At 72.0% G+C, this 23,258-nt stretch carries 26 protein-coding genes and 1 tRNA gene; 18 read left to right on the top strand and 9 right to left on the bottom strand.

The features are described 5' to 3' along the window. Positions 1 to 21 precede the first annotated feature (21 nt). Positions 22 to 996, bottom strand: coding sequence for a YafY family protein (locus AB0G11_RS25660; RefSeq protein ID WP_357588664.1), 975 nt, complete (start codon positions 994 to 996; stop codon positions 22 to 24). 45 nt (positions 997 to 1,041) lie between these two features. Here AB0G11_RS25660 and AB0G11_RS25655 point away from each other — a divergent pair, with 45 nt between their 5' ends. Next, the gene (locus AB0G11_RS25655; RefSeq protein ID WP_219506846.1) at positions 1,042 to 1,494 is read left to right on the top strand and encodes a hypothetical protein; all 453 of its coding nucleotides are present in this window, start codon (positions 1,042 to 1,044) and stop codon (positions 1,492 to 1,494) included. 7 nt (positions 1,495 to 1,501) lie between these two features. Here the strand turns inward: AB0G11_RS25655 and AB0G11_RS25650 are convergent, their stop codons facing one another. The 3 genes from AB0G11_RS25650 to nhaA all read right to left on the bottom strand — a co-directional run bounded on the left by AB0G11_RS25650 (position 1,502) and on the right by nhaA (position 4,332). Beyond that, positions 1,502 to 1,888: a hypothetical protein gene (locus AB0G11_RS25650; RefSeq protein WP_357588662.1), complete on the bottom strand. Its 387-nt coding sequence runs from the start codon at positions 1,886 to 1,888 to the stop codon at positions 1,502 to 1,504. Positions 1,889 to 1,961: 73 nt separating this feature from the next. Then, positions 1,962 to 2,489, bottom strand: a complete 528-nt coding sequence (locus tag AB0G11_RS25645; RefSeq protein ID WP_357588660.1) for a hypothetical protein — start codon at positions 2,487 to 2,489, stop codon at positions 1,962 to 1,964. A 46-nt stretch (positions 2,490 to 2,535) separates the two neighbouring features. Beyond that, positions 2,536 to 4,332, bottom strand: coding sequence for a Na+/H+ antiporter NhaA (gene nhaA / locus AB0G11_RS25640; protein ID WP_357588658.1), 1,797 nt, complete (start codon positions 4,330 to 4,332; stop codon positions 2,536 to 2,538). Positions 4,333 to 4,543: 211 nt separating this feature from the next. Here nhaA and AB0G11_RS25635 point away from each other — a divergent pair, with 211 nt between their 5' ends. Then, on the top strand, positions 4,544 to 6,091 hold the full coding sequence (locus tag AB0G11_RS25635; RefSeq protein ID WP_357588656.1) for a M28 family metallopeptidase: 1,548 nt from the start codon (positions 4,544 to 4,546) through the stop codon (positions 6,089 to 6,091). Positions 6,092 to 6,129: 38 nt separating this feature from the next. On the opposite strand, the gene AB0G11_RS25630 is transcribed toward AB0G11_RS25635, so the two are convergent. After that, positions 6,130 to 7,503, bottom strand: a complete 1,374-nt coding sequence (locus AB0G11_RS25630; protein WP_219506838.1) for a hypothetical protein — start codon at positions 7,501 to 7,503, stop codon at positions 6,130 to 6,132. Between the two features lie 193 nt (positions 7,504 to 7,696). On the opposite strand from AB0G11_RS25630, the gene AB0G11_RS25625 reads away from it, so the two are divergent. After that, positions 7,697 to 8,077 carry a hypothetical protein gene (locus AB0G11_RS25625; protein WP_219506836.1) on the top strand — a complete coding sequence of 127 codons (381 nt, stop codon included), beginning with the start codon at positions 7,697 to 7,699 and terminating at the stop codon, positions 8,075 to 8,077. On the opposite strand, the gene AB0G11_RS25620 is transcribed toward AB0G11_RS25625, so the two are convergent. Both AB0G11_RS25620 and AB0G11_RS25615 read right to left on the bottom strand, forming a co-directional pair. Continuing rightward, complete coding sequence (locus AB0G11_RS25620) at positions 8,053 to 8,547, bottom strand: DUF523 domain-containing protein (protein WP_357588654.1); 495 nt, start codon at positions 8,545 to 8,547, stop codon at positions 8,053 to 8,055. The two genes, AB0G11_RS25625 and AB0G11_RS25620, sit on opposite strands and share 25 nt — an antisense overlap. Next, the gene (locus AB0G11_RS25615; protein WP_357588652.1) at positions 8,517 to 9,893 is read right to left on the bottom strand and encodes a DHA2 family efflux MFS transporter permease subunit; all 1,377 of its coding nucleotides are present in this window, start codon (positions 9,891 to 9,893) and stop codon (positions 8,517 to 8,519) included. The genes AB0G11_RS25620 and AB0G11_RS25615 overlap by 31 nt, the downstream gene beginning before the upstream one ends. 53 nt (positions 9,894 to 9,946) lie before the next feature. Between AB0G11_RS25615 and AB0G11_RS25610 the strand changes: the two genes are divergently transcribed. The 8 genes from AB0G11_RS25610 to AB0G11_RS25575 all read left to right on the top strand — a co-directional run bounded on the left by AB0G11_RS25610 (position 9,947) and on the right by AB0G11_RS25575 (position 15,082). After that, positions 9,947 to 10,636: a TetR/AcrR family transcriptional regulator C-terminal domain-containing protein gene (locus AB0G11_RS25610; protein ID WP_357588651.1), complete on the top strand. Its 690-nt coding sequence runs from the start codon at positions 9,947 to 9,949 to the stop codon at positions 10,634 to 10,636. Positions 10,637 to 10,647: 11 nt separating this feature from the next. Continuing rightward, positions 10,648 to 11,010 carry a hypothetical protein gene (locus tag AB0G11_RS25605; protein ID WP_357588649.1) on the top strand — a complete coding sequence of 121 codons (363 nt, stop codon included), beginning with the start codon at positions 10,648 to 10,650 and terminating at the stop codon, positions 11,008 to 11,010. Beyond that, the gene (locus AB0G11_RS25600) at positions 11,007 to 11,387 is read left to right on the top strand and encodes a hypothetical protein (RefSeq protein WP_219506825.1); all 381 of its coding nucleotides are present in this window, start codon (positions 11,007 to 11,009) and stop codon (positions 11,385 to 11,387) included. The genes AB0G11_RS25605 and AB0G11_RS25600 overlap by 4 nt, the downstream gene beginning before the upstream one ends. A 31-nt stretch (positions 11,388 to 11,418) precedes the next feature. Next, the gene (locus AB0G11_RS25595; protein ID WP_219506823.1) at positions 11,419 to 12,030 is read left to right on the top strand and encodes an SRPBCC family protein; all 612 of its coding nucleotides are present in this window, start codon (positions 11,419 to 11,421) and stop codon (positions 12,028 to 12,030) included. Between the two features lie 175 nt (positions 12,031 to 12,205). Beyond that, positions 12,206 to 13,429, top strand: coding sequence for an MFS transporter (locus tag AB0G11_RS25590; RefSeq protein ID WP_357588647.1), 1,224 nt, complete (start codon positions 12,206 to 12,208; stop codon positions 13,427 to 13,429). Beyond that, positions 13,426 to 14,253: a metal-dependent hydrolase gene (locus AB0G11_RS25585; protein ID WP_357588646.1), complete on the top strand. Its 828-nt coding sequence runs from the start codon at positions 13,426 to 13,428 to the stop codon at positions 14,251 to 14,253. Before AB0G11_RS25590 ends, AB0G11_RS25585 begins: the two co-directional genes overlap by 4 nt. 78 nt (positions 14,254 to 14,331) lie before the next feature. Then, positions 14,332 to 14,547 (top strand): helix-turn-helix domain-containing protein, encoded by a 216-nt coding sequence (locus tag AB0G11_RS25580; RefSeq protein ID WP_219506817.1) that lies wholly within the window; start codon positions 14,332 to 14,334, stop codon positions 14,545 to 14,547. Between the two features lie 4 nt (positions 14,548 to 14,551). Further along, positions 14,552 to 15,082, top strand: a complete 531-nt coding sequence (locus tag AB0G11_RS25575; protein WP_357588644.1) for a Clp protease N-terminal domain-containing protein — start codon at positions 14,552 to 14,554, stop codon at positions 15,080 to 15,082. On the opposite strand, the gene sigJ is transcribed toward AB0G11_RS25575, so the two are convergent. After that, positions 15,073 to 15,969, bottom strand: a complete 897-nt coding sequence (gene sigJ / locus AB0G11_RS25570; RefSeq protein WP_357588643.1) for an RNA polymerase sigma factor SigJ — start codon at positions 15,967 to 15,969, stop codon at positions 15,073 to 15,075. The two genes, AB0G11_RS25575 and sigJ, sit on opposite strands and share 10 nt — an antisense overlap. A 78-nt stretch (positions 15,970 to 16,047) precedes the next feature. Between sigJ and AB0G11_RS25565 the strand changes: the two genes are divergently transcribed. Then, positions 16,048 to 16,120 (top strand) — tRNA-Ala (locus AB0G11_RS25565). Between the two features lie 55 nt (positions 16,121 to 16,175). On the opposite strand, the gene AB0G11_RS25560 is transcribed toward AB0G11_RS25565, so the two are convergent. After that, positions 16,176 to 16,385, bottom strand: coding sequence for a DUF4236 domain-containing protein (locus tag AB0G11_RS25560; protein WP_219506809.1), 210 nt, complete (start codon positions 16,383 to 16,385; stop codon positions 16,176 to 16,178). A gap of 188 nt (positions 16,386 to 16,573) precedes the next feature. Here AB0G11_RS25560 and AB0G11_RS25555 point away from each other — a divergent pair, with 188 nt between their 5' ends. The 6 genes from AB0G11_RS25555 (at position 16,574) to yjfF (ending at position 23,124) form a co-directional block, all read left to right on the top strand. Next, positions 16,574 to 17,401, top strand: coding sequence for an SAM-dependent methyltransferase (locus AB0G11_RS25555; RefSeq protein ID WP_357588642.1), 828 nt, complete (start codon positions 16,574 to 16,576; stop codon positions 17,399 to 17,401). Between the two features lie 129 nt (positions 17,402 to 17,530). Further along, the gene (locus AB0G11_RS25550) at positions 17,531 to 18,508 is read left to right on the top strand and encodes a LacI family DNA-binding transcriptional regulator (protein ID WP_219506896.1); all 978 of its coding nucleotides are present in this window, start codon (positions 17,531 to 17,533) and stop codon (positions 18,506 to 18,508) included. 74 nt (positions 18,509 to 18,582) lie between these two features. Beyond that, complete coding sequence (locus tag AB0G11_RS25545; RefSeq protein WP_357588640.1) at positions 18,583 to 19,563, top strand: ABC transporter substrate-binding protein; 981 nt, start codon at positions 18,583 to 18,585, stop codon at positions 19,561 to 19,563. Between the two features lie 50 nt (positions 19,564 to 19,613). Beyond that, positions 19,614 to 21,122 carry a sugar ABC transporter ATP-binding protein gene (locus tag AB0G11_RS25540; protein ID WP_219506803.1) on the top strand — a complete coding sequence of 503 codons (1,509 nt, stop codon included), beginning with the start codon at positions 19,614 to 19,616 and terminating at the stop codon, positions 21,120 to 21,122. 8 nt (positions 21,123 to 21,130) lie between these two features. After that, positions 21,131 to 22,141: an ABC transporter permease gene (locus AB0G11_RS25535; protein WP_219506802.1), complete on the top strand. Its 1,011-nt coding sequence runs from the start codon at positions 21,131 to 21,133 to the stop codon at positions 22,139 to 22,141. After that, positions 22,138 to 23,124 carry a galactofuranose ABC transporter, permease protein YjfF gene (gene yjfF / locus AB0G11_RS25530; RefSeq protein ID WP_357588639.1) on the top strand — a complete coding sequence of 329 codons (987 nt, stop codon included), beginning with the start codon at positions 22,138 to 22,140 and terminating at the stop codon, positions 23,122 to 23,124. Before AB0G11_RS25535 ends, yjfF begins: the two co-directional genes overlap by 4 nt. Positions 23,125 to 23,258: the final 134 nt, after the last annotated feature.

The raw sequence follows: 23,258 nt of genomic DNA, 5'->3' as shown, positions 1-23,258 counted from the left end.
CCGGAGGCGCTTGCAGCTCGCTTAACCGGCGCGGTAGAGGCCGACCATCCGCTCGGCGACGGCGAGCAGCCGTTCGCGCAGCTCGGGCGGGCTGATCACCTCGGCGTCCGCGCCCAGCCTGAGGAACTCGCCCGTCGCGTGCTCGACCGACTCGATCGGCACCCTCACCCGGGTCCAGCCGTCCGCCTCCGGCTCGGCGCTCTCCCGCGCCGCCGCCGCCACGCCGGGCGTCATCAGGCCCGGCAGCCGTTCGAGCCCGCCCGGCGACAGCCGCAGCACCGCCTCGCCGCGCCGTAGCCGAGCCTCGAACTCCACCAGGTACGCCTGCCAGTGCGCCGCCAGGTCGAACCCCGCCGGCCTGGCGAACCGGCCCGGCAGCGGATGCAGGTCGAGGATCTGCGACACCCGGTAGGTGCGCACCTGCTCGTCGCAGCGGGCCACCAGATACCAGCTCCCGGCCTTGACGACCAGGCCGTACGGCTCCAGCCGCCGCTCCACCTCCTGCGGGGCGCGCCAGCGGCGGTAGCGGACCCGGACCGGGCGCTCGTTCCACACCGCCTCCGCCACGGCGGGCAGGTGGGTCACCGGCTCCCGGTCGCGGTACCAGCCCGGGGCGTCGAGGTGGAAGCGCTCCCTGATGCGCCCGGCCCGGTCACGCAGCTCCACGGGCAGCGCCGCCATCAGCTTGAGCTGCGCCGCCGTCACCACCGCGCCCAGCCCCAGCTCGGCGGCCGGACCGGGCAGCCCGGCCAGCGGCAGCGACTCGGCCTCCTCCGTCGTCAGCCCGGTCAGCTTGGTCCGGTAGCCGTCGAGCAGCCGGTAGCCGCCCCTCGGCCCGGCGTCGCCGTAGAGCGGGATGCCGGCCGCGTGCAGCGACTCCACGTCGCGGTAGATCGTGCGCACCGACACCTCCAGCCGGTCGGCCAGCTCCCCGGCGGTCATCCGGCCGCGCGTCTGCAGGAGCAGGAGGATCGACATCAGGCGGGAAGCACGCACATCGCTGACACTACCTGTCAGTGACCCGGCCGTACGGTGCCGGGCATGAACGATTTCGACTTCCTCGAAGGCACCTGGAACGTCCACAACAGGCGCCTGGTCAAGCCGCTCACCGGCAGCGACACCTGGGACGAGTTCCCCGGCCGGATCACCGCCACCCGGCACTTCGGCGGCGCCGCCAGCTTCGACGAGATCACCTTCCCCACCAAGGGCTTCAACGGGCTGACCCTGCGGCTGTACAACCCCGAGACGCGGCAGTGGTCGATCTACTGGGCCAACAGCTCCCGGGGCGTGCTCGACCTGCCGCCCATGGTCGGCGGCTTCGACGGCGACCAGGGCCTGTTCTACGCCGACGACCAGCACGAGGGGACGCCGGTGCGGTGCCGGTTCCTCTGGACGCTCCAGGGGCCGGACGCCTGCCGGTGGGAGCAGGCGTTCTCCGTCGACGGGGAGCGGACCTGGGAGACGAACTGGACGATGGACAGCGTCCGGGCGTGACCCGGGGCTACGCGCCGCCGTTCACCCAGAACAGGAAGCCGGCGGTGAGCGCCGCCGCCAGCAGGGCGACCCCGCACACCAGGATCATCCACCACCACCCGGACTTGGCCGCCTTGGCCTCGTACACGGGCACGTCGGGGAGCATGTCCGGGGTGTAGGGCAGGCGGCGGGTGAACGAGCCCGGCGGGTCGTCCTGCCGGTGCGGGGGCACGGGCCCGCCCCCGTACGGCTGCGGACCGGGGTGCGGACCGGGGTTCGGCCTCGGTGGGGGCCCGGCCAGGGGTGCGGGGTACGGGCCGGAGGGGGGCGCGGGGTGCGGCCCGGTCGGCTGCTGGGGCCAGCGGCGCCGGATCGTCACGTCGGGGTCGGGCTGGCCGGGCTGCTCTGGATTCATGGTTCCCTCGACGCGCGCGCGGAGCCGGATTTTCCCACCATTGTCACATCTCCTGTGGCTGCCCGAGGACGGCTCAGGCGGGCCCGTCGGCAGGCGGCTGCCACCCCGGCTGCGGCCCCTGCGGCCCCTGCGGCCCGCTCGGCGGCTGCTGCTGCCAACCGGGCTGCGGCCCCTGCGGCTGGCCGTACGGGCCCTGCGGTCCTTGCTGCTGCCAGCCCTGCTGCGGGCCCTGCTGCTGCCAGGGCTGGGGCTGCTGCGGGGCCTGGGGGCCGGGCTGCTGGGGCGGGGTGCGGCGGGCGATCACGCCGGCGATCAGCAACGAGACGCCCGTCACCATGAGCACGAAGGAGACCAGGTTCACCAGCAGGAAGACGACGTCGATGCCGCCCGGGCCGAACGACTCCAACAGGACGCCGATCATCAGCAACTGCGCGAGCCGCACCAGCGAGTCGAGGAACAGCGCGAGGCAGCCGAACATGCCGAGGGTCGCCCCGCGGCCGTGGTTGCGCCGGTTCATGCCCAGCAGCACGGTGCCCGCCAGCAGCAGCACGCTGATCAGGGCGGTGGTGCCGATCCCGACGTAGTTTCCGATGTTGAACATGCGGTTCAGGTCTCCAGCCCGTTGAGGGGATGTCCGCGTAGAGACGTTACGGGGTGGGACGCGCGAGATCCACCGCCTCACTCAGGGACTCCAGGTCGAAGTCACCCTGATGGCGCAGGCCGTTGACGAACAGGGTGGGCGTGCCGCGGACGCCGCTGGCGTGGCCGGACGCCTCGTCGCGGGCGACGCGGGCGGTCTGGGCGGGCACGTCGGGCCACGGTTCGACGCCGAGCCCGGCGGCGTAGCGGGCGAGGTCCTGGTCGGTGAGGTGGCGCTGGTTGCGGAACAGCAGGTCGTGCATCTCCCAGAACCGGCCGCCGAGGGCCGCGCCCTCCGAGGCCAGCGCGGCGGCCACGGCGCGCGGGTGCACGGTGCGCAGCGGGTAGTGCCGGAAGACGATCCGCAGGTCGGGATGGCGGCGGCGCAGTTCCTGGAGCACCGGGTGGAGGCGGCCGCAGTAGGGGCATTCGAAGTCGCCGTATTCGACGATCGTCACCGGCGCGTCCGGGGGGCCGAGCACGTGATCGTCCGGCCCGACGGGCTCGCCGAGCAGCACCGGCAGCTCTTCCTCCGGCTCCGTCTGCGGCGGGGCGCACACGCCGCCCCGGTCCCAGGCCAGCTTGAAGATCACCCAGCCGAGCAGCGCCGACAGCAGCGATCCGGCCAGGATGCCGATCTTCGCCTCGCTGTGCACGAGCGGGTCCTCGAAGGCCAGGTCGACGATGAACAGGGCGACGGTGAACCCGATGCCCGACACCGCCGCCCCGCCGAGGATCTGGCCCCACACCAGGTTGCCCGGCAGCACGCCCCAGTTGAGCCGCAGCGGCAGCCAGGTGCCGAGGGTGATGCCGGTGATCTTGCCGAGGAGCAGGCCGAGCGCGACGCCGAGCGCGATGGGCGAGGTCGCGGCGGCCCGCAGCGTGTCGCCGTCGAGCCGGACCCCGGCGTTGGCCAGGGCGAAGATCGGCACGATGACGTAGCTGCTCCACGGGTGCAGGCGGAGCTGGAGGCGTTCGTTGACCGAGACCGCCCGGCGCACCAGCCGGGTGGCCCGCTCGGCCGCGCGCGGGCTGGGGGAGGTGGTGAACTCCTGCACGGCCTCCCCGGCGCGCAGCAGCTTGTGGTCGCTGGGCGCGTACACGAACACGAGGACGCCGAGCGCGATGCCGACCAGGGTGGGATGCACGCCGCTCTCCAGCGTGGCCACCCACAGCGCGAAGCCGAGCAGGATGTAGGCGGGCGCCCGCCAGATGCGCAGCCAGCGCAGGGTCACGATCGCGGCCAGCAGCAGGATCGCGGTGACCAGCGCGGGGACCACCAGCGTCGCGGTGTAGAAGATCGCGATGATCATGATGGCCAGGATGTCGTCCACGATGGCCAGCGTGAGCAGGAAGGCCCGCAACGGGTACGGGCACCGGGCCCCCACGACGGCGAGCAGCCCGAGCACGAACGCGGTGTCGGTGGCGATCGGCACGCCCCACCCGGCGGCGCCGGGCCCGCCCGCGTTGAAGACGAGGTAGACGGCCGCGGGCACGATCATGCCGCCGAACGCGGCGATCGCGGGCACGGCGATCAGCCGCCGGTCGGCGAGCTGGCCCAGCCGCGCCTCGTACGAGATCTCCAGGCCGATGACGAAGAAGAAGATCGTCATGAGCCCGTCGTTCACCCAGTGGCGCAGGTCGAGGGAGAACGTGGCGTCGCCGAAGGACAGGCCCATCGGGGTGTGCCAGAACGCCTCGTAGGTGTCGCCCCAGGGCGAGTTCGCCCACAGCAGGGCCAGCACCGTGGCCGCGAGCAGCACGCTGGTGCTGCCCGCCTCGGTCTTCAGAAACGCCCGCAGCATGCCCCGACCCCCTGAGGCCATGATCCCCGGCGGGCCTTCCGGGTTGGGTGAGGCGATGCGAGCCGAAAAGGTAAAGACCTGGAGAGCAGCAAACCAGTGAAATGACCCCCATTTATGGGTCTTTTCAGGAGGCGGCGGGCTCGTTACGTTCCAACAGCGTGCAAGAAATCGGGGGACACCGAAACACTCACCCTCTTCGCGGAGGAGCCATATGCGCTTCCACCTCCCCAAGGGAGTGGCCCGAGCCGGCACCCTGGCCGTGGCCCTCACCCTTCCGCTCGCGCTGGTCACCCCGGCCCAGGCGGACCCGAGCCCCTCGTCGCTCGCCAGGTCCGTCAAGGCGCAACTCGTCACCCGGCACCTGGAGGCGTTCCAGCGGATCGCCGACGCCAACGGCGGCACCCGGGCCTCCGGCACCCCCGGCTACGACGCCTCCCGCGACTACGTGGCCGGGCAGCTGCGCCGTGCCGGTTACCGGGTGACGCTGCAGCCGTTCGAGTTCCCGTTCTTCCAGGAGAACGCCACGGCGGCCATGCAGCGCGTCTCGCCGAACCCGCGCACGTTCACCCCGACGCCGCCGGACGGCAGCTCGGTCGGCGAGTTCGCGACCATGACCTACTCGGGCTCCGGCGACGTCACCGCCACCCTCCAGAACGTCGACCTGCAGCTCCCGCCGCCGCCCACCCCCGGCTCCACCTCCGGCTGCGAGGCCGCCGACTTCGCCGGGTTCACGCCGGGCAACATCGCGCTCGTCCAGCGCGGCTCCTGCGACTTCCGGGTCAAGGCGGAGAACGCCCAGGCGGCAGGCGCCGTCGCCGTGATCATCTTCAACGAGGGCCAGCCCGGCCGCACCGACACCCTCCAGGGCACGCTGGGCGTGCCCGTGACGATCCCGGTCGTCGGTACGAGCTTCGCCGTCGGCCAGGAGCTGGCCGCCACCGCGGGCACCGTGATGCGCGTGGCGACCGACACCGAGAGCGAGATCCGCGTCACCCACAACGTGATCGCCGAGTCGCGCGGCGGCAACCCGGACAACGTCGTCATGCTCGGCGCCCACCTCGACAGCGTGGTGCCCGGCCCCGGCATCAACGACAACGGCACCGGCAGCGCGGGCATCCTGGAGACCGCCCTGCTCATGTCGCGGCTGCCGACGGTCAACAAGATGCGTTTCGCCTGGTGGGGCGCCGAGGAGCTGAACCTGCTCGGCTCGGAGCACTACGTGGCGAACCTGACGCCCGACGAGCTGGCCAGGATCAAGCTGTACCTGAACTTCGACATGATCGGCTCGCCGAACTTCGCGTACAAGATCTACGACGGTGACGACTCCGACGCGACGGGCGCGCCGGCCGGGCCGCCCGGATCCGCCGAGATCGAGCAGACGTTCGCGCGCTACTTCGACACGCTGCGCCTGGGCCACGTCGGCACCGACTTCGACGGCCGCTCCGACTACGGGCCGTTCATCGCGGCGGGCATCCCGGCGGGCGGCCTGTTCACCGGCGCCGAGGGCGTCAAGACGCCGGAGGAGCAGGCGCTGTTCGGCGGCACCGCCGGCGAGCCGTACGACCCGTGCTATCACAAGGCGTGCGACACGATCGCCAACGTCAGCACCAAGGCGCTGCTGGTGAACACCGGCGCGATCGTGCACTCGGCCGTCACCTACGCCTACGACCGGAGCCTGCCGGGAGCGGGCGGCGCGCGCACGACAGCGGCCAAGGCGGGTGCCGCCGCCGTGACCGCGCAGGTGCAGGCCACCCGCTGACCGGGTGAGGGGAGCGGCGCGGGCCGCTCCCCTCCAGGTCACAGCCCGCGCAGGTAGGCCAGCGACGGCATGAAGAAGTACTCGCCGCCCTTCATCGTGACCGTCTGGGGCACCTGCCGGTGCGGCGGCGACTGCTCCGGCTCGCCCCACACCTTCGGGAAGGTGACCTTGACGTCACGCGCCCCCTGGCCGATCACCGGGTCGTGGCCGGTGGCCGGGCGCTCGAAGTCCGGGTTGTCGGCCCAGCTCTGCTGGGTGAACTCGAACTGGTCGAGCAGGCTGCTGTTGAAGGCCATGAACAGCAGGCCCACCTCGCCGCTCGGGCGCGTGTGCGGGGGCGCGTCGTCCCACGGGTCGTCGGCGCGCTCCCCGTAGGTCTGGCCCCGCCTGGCCATGAGCACCTCACGGCCGAACGAGCGCGGGTTCGTCTTCCTGATGTGCCCGCTGAACGGGCACTTCGTGCCGTCCGGGTCGGTGTCGAAGGTGAAGTCGTTGACCACCGGGCCGCCGCCCGCCTTCGGCTTGAGCGTGAGCGGGGTGCCGTCCTTGAACCGGCCGACGAGCATCGCGCCCGCCCGGTCGCGGTCGGCGCCCGTCAGGCCCAGGCTGTCGGCCAGCTCCTGCTCGATCTCCTTGAACGCGCGGACGTTCTGCTCCAGCTTGCGGAAGACGAAGTAGCTGCCGAAGTGGCGCTCCGGGTCCGGCGCCAGCGGGTCCGGCACCAGGACGCCGCTCAGCGGGAACGCCGGGTTCCAGTGCTTCCCGGGCTCCTTGTCCACCTCGTCCTTGAGGAACAGCGGCTGGCTGCGGCCGTCGACGTAGCCGAAGTGCTCGATGCCGTCGCCCGCCGGGTTGCGCATGCCCTGGCCGCTCTCCTCGCCCAGCAGCCGGGCGCTCTCGGGCAGGTCGCGCAGGAACCGCTCGCGCAGCGCCGCCACCGGCTCCGGCTCGGCGTCGCCGATGAGGATGACGGCGTGGATCTCCCGCTGGTAGCAGTTCTCCCACTCCTCCACCGGCGGGTCGTTCACCTCGGCGACGCGCCGCTTCATCCCGTCGCGGAACACCACGTCGCCGAACCTGCGCATGTCCTCGACCGAGTGGCCGAGGTCGCGGTAGCCGGCCTTGCTCAGGCCGACGCCCACGTACGGGGTGCCGTGCCGCCCGTCGCGGGCGTGGTCGCGCACCTCCTTCAGGTGCTCGCGGGCCGACTTCATGCTGGTCACCGCGATCTTCCTCAGGTAACGCCTGCCCTCCGCGACGTCGTTGAAGCGGACGAACAGCACCGTCAGGTGCTCGCGGACGTGCGCGCGCAGGATGTTCGGCTGGAGATTGTCCAGCATCGCCCTGGTGTCGGCGTCGAGCGTGGCCGAATCCCAGGCCAAGGGCTGTTCGTTGGTCAGGTCGACTGGCATGGCCGAGTCCTCTCCCCGTTGGCGAATCGTGTTCGTGCCCGGGCCCCTGCCTCTAAGGACTCCCGGGAGAGGCAGAAGGTTTCCGCGAAGGGGACTTTCTGATTTCCCGATCCCCGGGCTACCCCGGCGGTCGTATCCGGCGGCCACCCTCAGGGAGGATTCGCCGCCCCCGCGCGGGTGGCAGCGTGGGGGCATGGACGTGTTGCGGACGGCGCTGGGCGCCGCATGCCTGGTGTACGGGGTGGTCTTCGCCGTGGCGGCGCTGCTGCACGCCGGGATCGCGGTGGTGCCGCTGAGCCAGCCGGTGATCGTCCCGGCCGCGATCGTGGAGACGGCCTGCGCGTGCGCGCTCGCCGTGGCAGGCTACGGCGCGCTGGCCCGGCGGCCGTGGGCGTGGGACGGGATCGTCTACGCGCACGCCGCCGCGCTGTCGGGGGTGCTGCTGGGCATCCTGGCCGTCGCGTTCGGCGCGACCGACCCCGACCCGCTGCTCGACTGGTATCACCGCTCGGTCGCCGTGCTGCTCGGGATCGGGCTGGGCGGCGCCTTCTACGTCTCCAGAGTGCGCAGGTAGGCGGCGGCCTCGGCGACCTGCTCCTCGGTGAAGACCCGGATGCCGTGCTCCTCCAGCAGCGCCGTCGTCACGCCCTGACCGGCGACCCGGCGGCCGGCGAACGTGCCGTCGTAGATCGCCAGCGCGCCGCACGACGGGCTGCCCTCCTTGAGCACGGCCAGCCGCGCCGCGGCGTCACGGGCGGCGGCCAGCGCGGCCCGCGCGCCGGCCACGAACTCGGCGGTGACGTCGGAGCCGTCGGCCGCCAGCACCCGGGCCGTCCCGGCCAGCACCGCCGCGCCGCCCGCGCCGCCCTCGATCTCGGCGGCCGGGCGCGGGATCGCCAGCCCGCCCTCGACCTCCGGGCAGAACGGCACCAGCCGGCCCTCCCGCCACCAGGCGGCCAGCCGCTCGTCGGAGCTGGTCTTGGCGCCGCCGTCGTAGCGCACCCGACGGCCCATCAGGCACGCGCTGACCAGGATGCTTTCCACGCCTTCGATCCTATGAGCGCGATCGGGGCGAGCGGGACGGCGGCCAGCGCCAGCACGCAGCCGAAGACCCACGCGTACGGCCGGTCCGCGCCCGCCCGGGTGAACACCTGGAGCAGCACGGCCGCCAGCGCGACGCCCACCGGGGACGCGACCCGTACGGCGATGGTGCTGAGCATGGTCGCGGCCGGGAGCGCGGCCCGGTCCAGGGTGCGGAACGCGGCGGCCATCAGCGACGGCGACACCAGCCCGTGCCCGAGCCCCAGCACGAGCACCGGCAGCACCCCGCCCCACGCTGCGTAGCCGGCGATGCCCGCCACCACCAGCGCCACCCCGGCGGTCGCGACGCCGCGCGGGCCCCGGCTGTCGGTGAGCCTGCCCGCGAGGGGCATGGTGAGCGCCGCGCCGACGCCCAGGGGGGCCAGCAGCAGGCCGGCCTCCAGCGCGCTGCCGCCCTGGGCGAGCTGGCTGTGCAGTGGGATGAGCACGGTCACGCCGAACGCCGCCGCCGAGTAGCAGGCCAGCGCCGCCACCGCCGCCGCGAACGCGCGGTCGCCGAACAGCCGCAGGTCCACGAGCGCCGGCGGCGTCCGCGGCCCCCGTGCCACGGACGCCGCCGGGGTCCGCAGGCCGCGTGCGACGAAGGCCGCCAGCAGGGCCGCGCCGATCCACAGTGCCGGATGCGCGGGCGAGGCGCCGTCGCCGACCTCCGACAGGCCGAACACCAGCGCGGCCAGCCCGGGGGACAGCAGGGCCAGCCCGGCGACGTCCAGCCCGGCCGCCCCGGCGGACTCGTCGCGCGGCAGCAGCAGCGCCGCCGCGACCAGCGCGGCGGCGCAGACGGGCAGGTTGACCAGGAACAGCCAGCGCCAGCCCGGCCCGTCGAGGAGCACGCCGCCGAGGACCGGCCCCGCCACGGGCGCCAGCATCGCCGGGACGGAGATCAGCGCCATCGCCCGGCCCATCCGCTCCGGGCCCGCCGCCCGTGCGAGCATCGCCTGCCCGACGGGGAGCAGCAGCCCGCCGCCGAGCCCCTGGACTGCGCGGAAGGCCACCAGCGAGCCCACCGACCAGGCGGCGGCGCACAGGGCCGACCCGGCGCCGAACAGCAGCAGGGAGACCAGCCACACCTTCCGGGCGCCGAACCGGCCGACCGCCCAGCCCGAGAGGGGCACGGTCATCACCAGGGCGAGCAGGTAGCCGGTCGCCACCCACTGCGTGTCGGCCAGGCTCGCGCCGAACCCGCCCGCCAGGGGGCCGAGCGCCACGTTGACGATCGTCGTGTCGAGCATCGTCATGACCACGCCGAGCAGCACGACCGGCCCGGTGGTTCGTACGTTGTCTCGCATGCCGTACAGCGTATCATTCTCGTACACTGTAGCGGCTGGCTTAGGATGGCGGTGTGAGTTCCGTCTGGTCACGCCCCGCGCCGCAGCGGCGCCCCGCGCTGACCCGGGAGGCGATCGTCGCCGCAGCCGTGGCCGTCGCCGACGCCGAAGGGCTGGCCGCGGTCTCCATCCGCCGCGTCGCCGCCGAGCTCGGCGCCCGCGCGATGAGCCTCTACACCTACATCGAGCGCAAGGAGGACCTGCTCGCGCTCATGCTCGACGAGATCAGCGCCGAGCTCGACACCGGCGAGCCGCTGCCCGCCGACTGGCGCGAGGCGCTGGTCCAGCTCGCCAGGGCCGAGCGCGACCTGGTGCGCCGCCACCCCTGGCGGGTCGAGCTGATCTCCCAGCCCGTCGCCGTCGGCCCCAACGGGCTGCGCCACGTCGAGCGCAGGCTGTCCGCGTTCGACGGGCTCGGCCTGGACCGGCTCCAGACCTGGCGCGCGATGGCGGCGGTCGTCGACTACGTGACCGGCTTCGTCGTCCGCGAGGCCGCCGAGCGCGCCCGGCCCCGCGCCGACGGCGTCAACGACGCCGAGCGCGCCGCGCTCGCCGAGCCCTACATCCGCGACCTCGTCGCCACGGGCGAGTTCCCCCGGCTCGCCCCCATGATCGAGCAGGGCGTGCGGGGCGCCGACGACACCTTCGAGCGCGGCCTGCGCTGGGTCCTGGACGGAATCGAGGGCGACCTGCCCGGGCGATAGCCTTGCCCCCGATGAACACCACCGTCGCCACGATCGTCATCGCCGGCTCGCTGCTGCTCGCGCTGGCGAGCCTGATCACCGCCATCCGCGACCGGCCCATGGGCATGGTCCTGCTGGGCGGCTTCGCCGTCCTCGAAGTGGCCGTGCTCGTGCAGCTCGGCATCGTGATCGCGGCGGTGGCCGGCGGCGCCGGGCCGGACGACACCGTCACGCTCTTCGGCTACCTCGGCGGCATGGTGCTCATCCCGCCCGCCGGGGTGTTCCTCGCCCTGGCCGAGCGCAGCCGGTGGGGCCCGGCGATCCTGGTCGTGGCCGGGTTCGCGATCGCGGTGATGACCGGGCGGGTGCTGCAGATCTGGCAGGGCGTCGCATGAGCCACGCCCCCATCGGCGCCGGTCCCGGCCGTGCGCTGATCGCCCTGTACGGGCTGTTCGCGCTGGCCGCCGGCGCGCGGGCCGGCGTGCAGATCGCCACCCGGTTCGGCGAGGCGCCGCTGGCCTACTCGCTGTCGGCGTTCGCCGCGCTCGTCTACGTGCTGCTCACCGTCGCCCTCGTGCGCGGCGCCCGGCGGCTCGCGCTGGCCGCGCTCGGCATCGAGCTGGCCGGGGTCCTCGTCATCGGCACCGCGAGCCTGCTTGACCCGGCCGCCTTCCCCGACGCCACCGTGTGGTCCGGTTACGGCCGCGGCTATCTGTACATTCCGCTGGTGTTGCCGCTGGTGGGCCTCTACTGGCTGCTGCGCAGGCGTTAGCGAGCCGTCTGCGCGGGCAGCAACGTCACCCATGAGTACGATCGAACACTCCGTAGACGTCAATGTTCCCGTCAGGGTCGCGTACGACCAGTGGACCCAGTTCGAGAGCTTCCCCGAGTTCATGGAGGGCGTCGAGTCCATCAAACAGCTCACCGACACGCGCACGCACTGGATCACCGAGATCGCGGGCGTCAAGCGCGAGTTCGAGGCCGAGATCACGGAGCAGCACCCGGACGAGCGCATCGCCTGGCGGTCGATCGACAAGCCGAGCCAGTCCGGCGTGGTCACCTTCCACCGGCTCGACGCCGACACGACCCGGGTCAAGCTCCAGATGGAGTACGACCCGCAGGGGTTCGTGGAGACCGCCGGTGACTGGCTGCAGATCGTCAAGCTCCGCGTCCGCGGCGACATGGAGCGGTTCAAGACGTTCATCGAGTCGCGCGGCGGCGAGACCGGCGCCTGGCGCGGCGACGTGCCCGGCCCGCACCAGACCGGCTCCAGCCTCGGCGGGAGCGACCGGCCGATGCCGCCCGGCACCGTAGGCGGCGGCGACCCGTACTCCGACGGTCCTCCGCTGCCCCCGCCCGGCCCGCTGGGCGGCACCCACGACGACCCCCCGCAGGGACCGCGCCCGGTCCTGTAGGCGCTCAGGAACGGTCCCGCAGGCAACCGAAAGCCCCCGGCTCAGCCGGGGGCTTTGCCATGTCCGCGCCCCGGTTGAGCGGGGAGTTTGTCAGGTTGCGGAATAGATGCGCGTTTTGGTCCTGTTAAGATGGTGATTCATCCCATGATTAGATGAGTGGAGGACCAGACCCGGCATGACTGTGCTCGCCGCCCCCGAGTCCCGAGGAAGAACCAACTCCCTCGCCTGGCTCCTCGTGCTGGGAATCGTCCTCGCGGCCCTCAACCTGCGCACCGCCGTGACCAGCGTCGGCCCCCTGCTCGACCAGCTCGCCGCCGGACTCGGCATGACCAGCGTCGGGACCGGCCTGCTCACCACGCTGCCCGTGCTGGCCTTCGCCACCGTCGGCGCGATCACGCCCACGCTGGCCCACCGCGTCGGGCAGCACCGCCTGCTGCTGCTCGCGCTCGTCACGCTCGGCGCCGGCATGCTCGTCCGGGCGCTCGTCGACTCCGCGCCGGTCTTCCTGCTCAGCAGCGCGGTCGCGCTCTCGGGCGGCGCGGTCGGCAACGTGCTCATCCCGTCGCTGATCAAGCGCCACTTCCCGGCCCGCACCGGCGTCATGACGACCGTCTACACCACCGCCCTGGCCACCGGCACCATGCTCGCCGCGGCGGCCACCGTGCCGATCGAGCGCGCCTCCGGCGACTGGCACGTCGCGCTCGGCGTGTGGGCCGCGTTCGCCGCGATCGCCGCCGTGCCGTGGCTGGCGCTGCTGCGCAGCGAGCCGGAGCGCGCCAAGGCCCGCGCCGGCGCCGGCATGCGCAGCCTGGCCAGGAGCAAGCTGGCCTGGACGGTCGCCGTCTACTTCGGCACCCAGTCGATGATCGCCTACATCATGTTCGGCTGGCTGGCCACGATCCTCACCGACTCCGGCTACACCACTGCGCAGGCCGGGATGGTCCTCGGCGTGTTCACCGCGCTGAACATCCCCGTCTCCATCCTGATCCCGGTCGTCGCCTCGCGCTTCCGCGACCAGCGGCCCATCGTGGTCGGCCTGGTCGTCGCCTACGTCATCGGCTTCTTCGGGCTGTGGTTCGCGCCCGCCTCGACCGCGCCGGTCTGGGTGGTGTTCGTGGCGATCGGCATGGGCTCGTTCCCGCTCGCGCTGACCATGCTGGCACTGCGCACCCGCACGCCCGAGGCCACCGGCGCGCTGTCGGCGTTCGGGCAGAGCGTCGGCTATCTCATCTCCGGCGCCGGTCCGCTCCTCGTCGGGGTGCTGCGCGAGGCCGGCGGCGGCTGGGCGCTGCCGTACACGATGATGCTGGTCGTGATCGTCGTCCAGCTCGTGAGCGGCCTGTACGCGGGGCGCAACCGATACCTGGAGGACGAGCGCTCTGCCAGGATGACGGGGTGAACTCGACAGTCGTCACCTTCCCGCACGGTCATGTCAACGGCCGTTCCACGATCGTCGGGGCCGTGCCGGTGGGGGAGCGGCACGGCCTCGTCACCGCCGAGACGCCCTTCCACCCGCTCGACCACACCTGGCCCGACCAGCCCGCCGACCGGGGGACCATCGGCGGGCTGACCGTCGTGGACTGCGTGACCGGGGCGCTGCCCGGCTCCGGCGGCGAGATCGCGCTCGGCTCCGGCATCCCGGTGCGGCGCGGCTCCGACGGCTGGCGGTGGCTGGTCGTGCACGTGACCGACGAGCCGCTGCCGGTCGGCGCCGAGGTCGACCTGGTGGTCGACGCCGGTCACCGGGCCGCGCTTTCGGCCGGGCACACCGCCTGCCACCTGGCCGCGCTCGCGCTCAACGCCGCGCTGGCCGGGCGCTGGCGCAAGGAGACCGCCGCCGACGGGCTCGGCCACCCCGACTTCGACCAGAGCGCGATCACCTCCTCGCGGATCGTCCCGTACGGGAGCGTGGACGTCTACCGGCTGGGCAAGTCGCTGCGCAAGAAGGGGTTCACCGCCGAGGGGCTGGACCCGGCCCAGGTCGCGGCCGAGGTGAACGAGCGGCTCAAGGGCTGGGTGGCGTCCGGCGCGCCGGTGCGGCTGGACGTGCCGGGGCCGGAGCTCACCGCCCGCCGCACCTGGTCCTGCGCGCTGCCCGAGGGCGAGGCGTCGATCCCGTGCGGCGGCACGCACGTCGGCTCGGCCGCCGAGCTGGGCGAGGTCACGGTGGAGCTGGCCCTGGAGGAGCAGGCGCTCACCATGCGCACGACCGTGACGCCGTGAACCGTCAGCACGCGCTGACAGCCGTAAGCGTGTCAGCACGTGTTGACAAGCGGGTGCTTGTCAGCGCATGCTGACAGCATGAGCGTCACCGAACTCGCCGAAGCGGCGGCCGATCGCGATCCGGGCACCGGCCTGGCCGCCGTCGCCGCGCTCCGGGTCCTGCTGGAGGAGCTGGAGGCCATGCACGTCTCCAACGCCCGCGCCCAGGGCTGGTCCTGGGAGCAGGTGGCCGACGCGCTCGGCGTCAAACGGCAGTCCGCCCACCGCAAGCACGCCCGCCGGATCGGGAGGTAGCACGATGCTGACGAGATTCACCGACGGCGCCCGCCGCACGATGATCAGGGCCGGCACGCTCGCCCTCGACGCCGGCCGTCCCGTCCTCGACACCGACCTGCTCCTGCTCGCGCTGGCCGAGATCCGGCCCTTCACGCTCGACGCCTTCACCGCCACCCCCGAGGCGGTGCGCGAGCACGTCGACACCGGCGACGCCCGCGCGCTGCTGGCCACGCTCGGCATCGACCTCGCCGAGGTGCACCGCCGCACCCGTGCCGGGGCCGACCGGCCCGACCTGTGGCGGCTGCGCCGCACGCCGCTGCGCCCGCTGCGCGTCGTGCTGTACGGGCCGCTCGGCGCGATCCCGCTGGCCATGCACGCCCGCAAGGCCGTCGAGGTGGCCCAGTGGAAGCCCGGCCCCGTCACCGGAGAGCGCCTGCTGTGGGGCCTGCTCGCCGACGGCGCCAACGGGGCCGGCCGCATCCTCCACGCGACCGGCGTCGACCTGCCCCGGCTCGTCGACGAGGCCGGCATCCCGCGGGCCGTTCACGCCTGATCGGCGGCCAGGCGGGTCAGCTTGTCCGGGTTGGCGATCAGGTAGATCGTCGCGATCCGCCCGTCCACGACGACGAGGGACGCCACGGTCACCACGCGTCCCGCCGCCCGGATCACCGCCGCCGGGCCGCCGTTCACCTCCGCGACCTCGAACGACAGCTCCGCGTCCGGCGGGGTCCCCACCGACGCCAGGAACCGGGCGATCCCCTCCTCCGAGCCGATCGACACCAGCCAGCGGGAGATCGGGTCCGCGCCCGTCATCACCCGCAGCGGCGCCCTGGCCTTGCCGCCGCTGTCGCTGATCAGCGTGACCTCGTCGGCCAGCAGCTCGATCAGGGCGCCGAGGTCGCCGTTCGCCGAGGCGCCGATGAAGCGCTCGGTGATGCGCCGCCGGGCCGCCCGGTCCGCCTCGTAGCGCGGCCGCTTCTCCCGCACGTGCTCGCGCGCCCGCCTGGCGAGCTGCCGGGTGGCCGCCTCGCCCCGCCCGATCACCTCCGCGATCTCCCCGAACGGCAGGTCGAACGCCTCCCTGAGCACGAACACGGCCCGCTCCAGCGGCGACAGCGTCTCCAGCACCACCAGCAGCGCCAGCTCCACGCTGTCGGCCAGCTCGGCGTGCTCGGCCACGTCCGGCGTCGTGCCCACCGGCTCCGGCAGCCACGGACCCACGTACGACTCCCGCCGCGAGCGCGCCCACCGCAGCCGGTCCAGCGCCAGCCTCGACGTCACCCGCACCAGGAACGCCTTCGGGTCGGCGATCTCGTTCTCGTCCACCCCGGACCAGCGCAGCCACGCCTCCTGCACGACGTCCTCGGCGTCGGCCATGCTGCCCACGATCCGGTAGGCCACCCCGATCAGCAGGCGGCGATGTTCTTCGAAGGTAGACATGAACCCATAGACGTAGCACGGCCATCCGGGCGTGACACGGGGGTGCCGAGATTCCGATACACTGGCGTCGCATCGCAAGGGGCTATGGCGCAGTTGGTAGCGCGCCTCCATGGCATGGAGGAGGTCTGGGGTTCGAATCCCCATAGCTCCACCCACGATCGGCGAAGGCCCCGGGGACGTCCCCGGGGCCTTCGCCGTGCTGCCCGTCAGTAGCGGTAGTGCCGGTGGTGGCGCCGCTTGCCGAAGGACTTGCTCACGTGGAAGCCGCCGGGCAGGCGCACGGTGACGTGGCGGCGGCCGTCGGGCGTCGTCGACACGTGGAAGCGGCGGTTGCCGAAGCTGTGGCCGACGCCGTGCCGTGAGAGGTTGACCCGGAACGGGCCCACCTTGATCGACTTTCTGTAGTGCCAGCCCACTGCCCCTCCTCCGGAGTACGCGTCGTTCTCCTGGTGAAACGATCGGCGTCCGCGCGAGGTTCCCTGCCCTATTGCACGAATGTCGTCGAATGGGCTGATTGCCCAATGAAAGTTTCATTCTGATCTGCGGAAGAATGTCGCGCTCGCTATGCTCCGAACGCATTCGACGCCGATCGACGAGGTGGCTCATGGGCGAGGGAACCCCCAGCTGGACGCATCAGGACCCGGATTACCTGCCGCCGGAGATCGACGCGAGCAAACCCAGCATCGCCCGCGTCTATGACGCTTTCCTGGGCGGCAAGGACAATTTCGCGGTCGACCGCGCGATAGCGCTGGAGGGTATGAAGCATTTCCCCGACGGCGGCGAAGGCGCGCGGCAGAATCGCGCGATGCTTTTCCGCGGCGTGCGCTACATGACCGAGCAGGGCATCGACCAGTTCCTCGACCTCGGCTCCGGGCTGCCGACGATGGACAACACCCACTCGGTCGCCCAGCGGATCAACCCGCGCGCCAAGGTCGTCTACGTCGACAACGACCCGATCGTGCTCGCCCATGCCCGCGCGATCCTGCAGACCAACGACAACACCCGGGTCATCACCGCCGACCTGCGCGAGCCGGAGGCGATCTTCGAGCATCCGAAGGTGGCCGGCTTCCTGGACTTCTCCCGGCCGATCGGCCTGCTGCTGGTGGCCGTCGTGCACCATCTGGGCGACGAGGAGGGCCCGGAGGAGCTGGTCGGCACGTACAAGGCGAAGCTGGCGCCGGGCAGCTTCATGCAGCTCACGCACTTCTGCTCGTGCGCGCCGGAGGTGCGGGCGCTGGAGGGCGTCCTGCTGGCGATGCTGGGCACCGGGCGGGCCCGTGACCTGAAGGAGATCGTGCGCTTCTTCGACGGGCTGGAGCCGGTCGAGCCCGGCGTGGTGCACGTGCCGCTGTGGCGGCCGGAGCAGCCGGTCGAGCTTCCCCTCACGCTGGGCGGCGTCTGCATCGCGGGCGGTGTGGCCCGCAAACCCTGACCGCGCCGCCGGTGACGCGGCCGTAATCGAAACGACGCTTGACGAGACTGGTTGTTAACGTTCACAGTCTTCCCAAGCCCGGAAAGGAGCACGGCTGTGGCATCCATCCAGGGGCGCCGCCCGCCTGTCATGGCCGACGTGGCCAGGGAGGCGGGAGTGTCCCACCAGACGGTCTCCCGCGTGCTGAACGAGCATCCCAACGTGCGCGGCGAGACCCGCACCAGGGTTCTGGAGGCGATCGACAAGCTGGGCTACCGCCGCAACCTCGTCGCCCGCGCGCTGGTCACCAGGCACTCGCGCACGCTCGGCGTGGTCAGCTTCGACACCACCCTGTACGGCCCCGCCAGCACGGTCTACGGCATCGAGCAGGCGGCCCGCGCGGCCGGCTACTTCGTCAGCATCGTCAGCCTCAAGTCCATCGACAGGAGCGGCGTCCGCGACGCCCTCGACTACCTGGCTGACCAGGGCGTCGACGGGATCGTGGTGGTCGCCCCGCAGCGGTCGGCCGCCCAGGCGCTGGCCGACCTGCCGCTCGACATCCCGGCCGTCGCGGTCGAGGGCGGCGAGGCCGGCGACGTGCCGGTGGTCTGCGTGGACCAGGTCGAAGGGGGCAGGCTCGCCACCGAGCACCTGCTCTCGCTGGGACACGAGACGGTCTGGCACGTCAGCGGGCCGTCCGACTGGCTGGAGGCCGAGGGCCGGGTCGCCGGGTGGCGGGCCGCGCTGGAGGCGGCCGGCCGGGAGACGCCGGAGCCGCTGGCCGGTGACTGGAGCCCGCGTTCCGGTTACGAGGCCGGTCGCCGCCTGGCGGCCATGCGCGACGTGAGCGCGGTCTTCGTCGCCAACGACCAGATGGCGCTCGGCGTGCTGCGCGCCTTCACCGAGCAGGGGGTGAGAGTGCCCGGTCAGGTGAGCGTCGTCGGCTTCGACGACATCCCCGAGTCGGAGTTCTTCTCACCGCCGCTCACCACTGTCAGGCAGGACTTCGGCGCGGTCGGCAGGCACAGCATCGGCATGCTGCTGCGCCAGATCGAGGGCGGCGGCGAGCATGAGCGGCTCGTCGTGCCCCCGGCCTTCGTCCGGCGCGCGAGCACCGCTCCGCGCTGACGGGCGGAGCGGCCGGATGGTGAACGCCGTCCAAAATGTTAACGCTCACAAATTTCAGAAAGGACACCCCCCACGTGTTGAAGAAGATCTCTGTGCTGGTGGCGGCCGTCGTCGCCCTGGCCGGATGCGGTTCGAACAGCGGCTCGACCGGCAGTGACCCGGCGGGCGGCGCGGGCGACTCGATCACCATGGGCTTCTCCCAGGTCGGCGCCGAGAGCGGCTGGCGCACCGCGAACACCAAGTCCGTGCAGGAGTCGGCCAAGAGCGCCGGCATCGAGCTGAAGTTCTCCGACGCCCAGCAGAAGCAGGAGAACCAGATCAAGGCGCTCCGCTCGTTCATCCAGCAGAAGGTGGACGTGATCGCGTTCTCGCCGGTGGTGGAGTCGGGCTGGGACACCGTGCTCAAGGAGGCGCAGAACGCCAAGATCCCGGTCATCCTGACCGACCGCGCCGTCGACTCCAAGGACACCTCGCTCTACAAGACCTTCCTCGGCTCCGACTTCGTCGAGGAGGGCAAGAAGGCCGGCCAGTGGCTGGTGGAGGAGTACAAGGACGAGTCCGGCCCGGTCAACATCGTCGAGCTGCAGGGCACCACCGGCTCGGCCCCGGCCAACGACCGCAAGGCCGGTTTCGCCGAGGTCATCGGGGCCGACCCCAAGTTCAAGATCATCGCCTCGCAGACCGGCGACTTCACCCGGGCCAAGGGCAAGGAGGTCATGGAGGCGTTCCTGAAGTCCAACCCGGACATCGACGTGCTGTACGCGCACAACGACGACATGGGTCTGGGCGCGATCGAGGCCATCGAGGGCGCGGGCAAGACGCCCGGCACCGACATCAAGATCATCACGGTGGACGCCGTCAAGGACGGCATGCAGGCCCTGGCCGACGGGAAGATCAACTACATCGTCGAGTGCTCCCCGCTGCTCGGCCCGCAGCTCATGGACCTGGCCAAGAAGGTCGTCGCAGGCGAGCAGGTGCCGCCCCGCGTGGTGACCGAGGAGACCACGTTCACCCAGGAGCAGGCCAAGCAGGCCCTGCCCAGCCGCCAGTACTGATCCCAAGGGGCCGGGCCGCGGCCCGGCCCCGCCACCGGAAGGGGATGGCGATGGCCACACCCGCGCCGGTCCTGCGGATGAGCGGGATCGGCAAACAGTTCCCTGGCGTGCGCGCGCTGGACGGCGTGGACCTGAGGCTGCTGCCCGGCGAGGTGCACGCGCTCATGGGCGAGAACGGCGCCGGGAAGTCCACCCTGATCAAGGTGCTGACCGGCGTCCACCAGGCCGACGAGGGCGCGATCGAGCTGGCCGGCCGGTCTGTCGCGTTCGGCAGCCCGCTGGAGGCCCGCCAGGCCGGCATCAGCACCGTCTACCAGGAGGTCAACCTCTGCACCAACCTGTCGGTCGCGGAGAACATCCTCATCGGCCGCGAGCCCCGCAGGTGGGGCCGCATCGACTGGAAGCGGATGCGGGCCCGTGCCCGCGAGCTGCTCGCCAGGCTGGAGCTGGACCTGGACGTGTCGGCGCCGCTGTCGGCCTACTCGCTGGCGATCCAGCAGATGGTGGCGATCGCCCGCGCCCTCGACGTCGAGGCCCGGGTGCTCATCCTGGACGAGCCCACCTCCAGCCTGGACGCCGACGAGGTGGGCCAGCTCTTCCGGGTGATGCGCAGGCTCAAGGACGACGGCATCGCGATCCTGTTCGTGTCGCACTTCCTGGACCAGGTGTACGAGATCTCCGACCGGATGACGATCCTGCGCAACGGCCGGCTCGTCGGCGAGTACCCGACGCGCGAGCTCAGCCAGGTCGACCTCGTCGCCAAGATGATCGGCCAGGAGCTGGCCGCGCTCGACCGGCTGCACGGCGAGGCCGCGGCCTTCGACCGGCCCCTGGTGGAGGCCCGCGAGCTGGGCCGCGCCGGGGCGATCGAGCCGTTCACGCTCACGATCCACGAGGGCGAGGTCGTCGGGCTCGCCGGGCTGCTCGGCTCGGGCCGCACGGAGGTGGCCCGGCTGCTGTTCGGCGCCGACCACGCGGGCGGCGGCCGGGTGGCGGTCGGCGGCGCGCCCGCGTCGCTGCGCACCCCGCGCGCCGCGATGGGCCACGGGATCGCGTTCTGCTCGGAGAACCGCAAGGCCGACGGCCTCATCCCGGACCTGACCGTCCGCGAGAACATCATCCTCGCGCTCCAGGCGACGCGGGGCTGGACCAGGCCGGTGCCGCGCGAGCAGCAGGACGAGCTGGTCGAGCGCTACGTCAAGGCGCTGCGCATCAGCCCGCCCAACCCCGAGCACCTGGTGCGCGACCTGAGCGGCGGCAACCAGCAGAAGGTGCTGCTGGCCCGCTGGCTGATCCTGGAGCCGCGGCTGCTCATCCTTGACGAGCCCACCCGCGGCATCGACGTGGGCGCCAAGACCGAGATCCAGCGCCTGGTCGCCGAGCTGTCCGGCGGCGGCATGGCGGTGCTGTTCATCTCCGCCGAGCTGGAGGAGGTGCTGCGGCTCAGCCACAAGGTCGCCGTGCTGCGCGACCGGCGGCTGGTCGCCGAGCTGCCCAACGGGCCCGAGCTCACCACGGACGTGCTGATGGAGACGATCGCGAGCGGAGGCCGTACGTGATGGCGGCGATGCGGCGGCTGATCTGGCCGCTCCTGATCCTGGCCGCGCTGTTGCTGGTCAACGTGGCCTTCATCCCCGGCTTCCTGTCGGTGGAGGTGCGTGAGGGGCACCTGTACGGGAGCCTGATCGACATCCTGCGCTTCGGCGCGCCGCTCATCCTGGTCTCGCTCGGCATGACGCTCGTCATCGCGACCGGCGGCATCGACCTGTCGGTGGGCTCGGTGGTGGCGATCTCCGGCGCGCTGGCGTGCCTGCAGCTCAGCCAGGACCAGGGCGTGTTCACCGCGATCGTGCTGGCGCTCGGGCTGAGCACGCTGCTGGGCGCCTGGAACGGGTTCCTGGTGGCCGGGATCGGCATCCAGCCGATCATCGCGACGCTGATCCTCATGGTCGCCGGGCGCGGCCTGGCCCAGCTCATCACCGACGGGCAGATCATCACCGTCAACGACCCGGCCTACAAGCTGATCGGCGGCGGCTACTGGCTGACCGTGCCGTTCGGCGTCCTCGTGGTGCTGGCGGTGCTGGCGATCACCGCGTTCCTGACGCGGCGGCTGGCGCTGGGCCTGCTCATCGAGTCGGTCGGCGGCAACGCCGAGGCCAGCCGCCTGGCCGGCATCCGCGCGCGCGGGATCATCGTCATGGTGTACGCGTTCGCGGCCCTGTGCGCGGGTGTCGCCGGGCTCATGATCAGCTCGAACGTGTCGAGCGCCGACGGCAACAACGCCGGGCTCTGGATCGAGCTGGACGCCATCCTGGCCGTGGTCATCGGCGGCACGTCGCTGGCCGGCGGCCGGTTCTCACTCGGCGGGACCGTGCTCGGCGCGCTCATCATCCAGACGCTGACCACGACGATCTACTCCGTCGGCGTGCCGCCCGAGACCACGCTGCTGTTCAAGGCGCTCGTGGTGGCGGCGGTCTGCCTCGTGCAGTCGCCGGCGTTCCGCGAGAAGGTGTTCCACCGCCGGCGGCGGCCGTCCTCCGCCCGTCCGGCCGAGGAGAAGGTGCGGGTGACGGCATGACGACGCTCTCCCTGGGCGGCGGGCGGGCCGTCCCCGCCAGGTATGTCCCGGTCCTGGTGACGGGGTGCCTGTTCGTGGCCATGTTCGTGGTGGGCGGGATCCGCTACGAGGGGTTCGCCAGCGGGCAGGTGGTGCTCAACGTCTTCATCGACAACGCGTTCCTGCTGGTCGTGGCCGTCGGGATGACGTTCGTGATCCTGACGGGCGGCATCGACCTGTCGGTGGGCTCGGTGGTGGCGCTGTCGACGATGATCTCGGCGAGCCTGATGGCCGGGCCGGGCTGGCCGCCGTACGTGGTGGTGCCGCTGGTGCTGCTCGTGGGGTCGGGCCTGGGCCTGCTCATGGGCTGGCTGGTGCACGCCTTCGACATCCAGCCGTTCATCGTCACGCTGGCCGGGATGTTCCTGGCCAGGGGGCTGTGCTACACGATCGGCACGGAGTCGATCCCGATCGAGGACACCACGTTCACGGCGTTCGCGCAGACCAGGATCGACCTGTTCGCCGATCTGTGGATCTCGCCGAGCGTGGTGATCGCGGCCGTGGTGGTGCTGGCGGCGGCGTACGTGCTGCACTACACGCGGCTGGGCCGGGCCGTCTACGCCACCGGGGGCAGCGAGCAGTCGGCGCTGCTCATGGGGCTGCCGGTGGGCCGGACGAAGGTCGCCGTCTACACGATCTCCGGCTTCTGCTCGGCGCTCGGCGGGGTCCTGCTGTCGTTCTACATGCTCTCCGGGTACGGCCTGCACGCGGTGGGCATGGAGCTGGACGCCATCGCGGCGGTCGTCATCGGCGGCACGCTGCTGACCGGGGGCACCGGGTTCCTGTTCGGCACCGTGCTGGGCGTGCTCGTGCTGGGGCTGATCCAGACGATCCTCAGCTTCGAGGGGACGCTCAGCTCGTGGTGGACGAAGATCTTCATCGGCCTCCTGCTGTTCGCCTTCATCCTGCTGCAGCGGCTGTTCTCGGCCCGGAGACGCCCCTGACCTGGCCACCTGTGGTTACCGGACCGTTTCCGGGAGGTTACCGTCGTCCATTGACACCAGCGTTGTTAGCGATAACAATCAGCCCAGACGTAATGCGAACTTTGTTCCGGTTTATCACGGTTTAGCACCGCAAC

The organism is Nonomuraea sp. NPDC023979 (assembly GCF_040639085.1).
Lineage (GTDB): Bacteria > Actinomycetota > Actinomycetes > Streptosporangiales > Streptosporangiaceae > Nonomuraea > Nonomuraea ceibae.
The sequence above is the reverse complement of the archived record's forward strand: the minus strand, read 5'-3'. Positions and strand labels throughout refer to the sequence as shown.

Coding starts and splice junctions, on each gene's coding strand:
- AB0G11_RS25590 (WP_357588647.1), top strand. CDS start 12,206: ATGACTGTGCTCGCCGCCCCCGAGTCCCGAGGAAGAACCAACTCCCTC.
- AB0G11_RS25580 (WP_219506817.1), top strand. CDS start 14,332: ATGAGCGTCACCGAACTCGCCGAAGCGGCGGCCGATCGCGATCCGGGC.
- AB0G11_RS25555 (WP_357588642.1), top strand. CDS start 16,574: ATGGGCGAGGGAACCCCCAGCTGGACGCATCAGGACCCGGATTACCTG.
- yjfF (WP_357588639.1), top strand. CDS start 22,138: ATGACGACGCTCTCCCTGGGCGGCGGGCGGGCCGTCCCCGCCAGGTAT.
- AB0G11_RS25630 (WP_219506838.1), bottom strand. CDS start 7,503: ATGCCAGTCGACCTGACCAACGAACAGCCCTTGGCCTGGGATTCGGCC.
- AB0G11_RS25550 (WP_219506896.1), top strand. CDS start 17,531: ATGGCCGACGTGGCCAGGGAGGCGGGAGTGTCCCACCAGACGGTCTCC.
- AB0G11_RS25605 (WP_357588649.1), top strand. CDS start 10,648: ATGAACACCACCGTCGCCACGATCGTCATCGCCGGCTCGCTGCTGCTC.
- AB0G11_RS25615 (WP_357588652.1), bottom strand. CDS start 9,893: ATGCGAGACAACGTACGAACCACCGGGCCGGTCGTGCTGCTCGGCGTG.
- AB0G11_RS25645 (WP_357588660.1), bottom strand. CDS start 2,489: ATGTTCAACATCGGAAACTACGTCGGGATCGGCACCACCGCCCTGATC.
- AB0G11_RS25655 (WP_219506846.1), top strand. CDS start 1,042: ATGAACGATTTCGACTTCCTCGAAGGCACCTGGAACGTCCACAACAGG.
- AB0G11_RS25535 (WP_219506802.1), top strand. CDS start 21,131: ATGCGGCGGCTGATCTGGCCGCTCCTGATCCTGGCCGCGCTGTTGCTG.
- AB0G11_RS25540 (WP_219506803.1), top strand. CDS start 19,614: ATGGCCACACCCGCGCCGGTCCTGCGGATGAGCGGGATCGGCAAACAG.
- sigJ (WP_357588643.1), bottom strand. CDS start 15,969: ATGTCTACCTTCGAAGAACATCGCCGCCTGCTGATCGGGGTGGCCTAC.
- AB0G11_RS25600 (WP_219506825.1), top strand. CDS start 11,007: ATGAGCCACGCCCCCATCGGCGCCGGTCCCGGCCGTGCGCTGATCGCC.
- AB0G11_RS25650 (WP_357588662.1), bottom strand. CDS start 1,888: ATGAATCCAGAGCAGCCCGGCCAGCCCGACCCCGACGTGACGATCCGG.
- AB0G11_RS25625 (WP_219506836.1), top strand. CDS start 7,697: ATGGACGTGTTGCGGACGGCGCTGGGCGCCGCATGCCTGGTGTACGGG.
- AB0G11_RS25575 (WP_357588644.1), top strand. CDS start 14,552: ATGCTGACGAGATTCACCGACGGCGCCCGCCGCACGATGATCAGGGCC.
- AB0G11_RS25595 (WP_219506823.1), top strand. CDS start 11,419: ATGAGTACGATCGAACACTCCGTAGACGTCAATGTTCCCGTCAGGGTC.
- nhaA (WP_357588658.1), bottom strand. CDS start 4,332: ATGCTGCGGGCGTTTCTGAAGACCGAGGCGGGCAGCACCAGCGTGCTG.
- AB0G11_RS25635 (WP_357588656.1), top strand. CDS start 4,544: ATGCGCTTCCACCTCCCCAAGGGAGTGGCCCGAGCCGGCACCCTGGCC.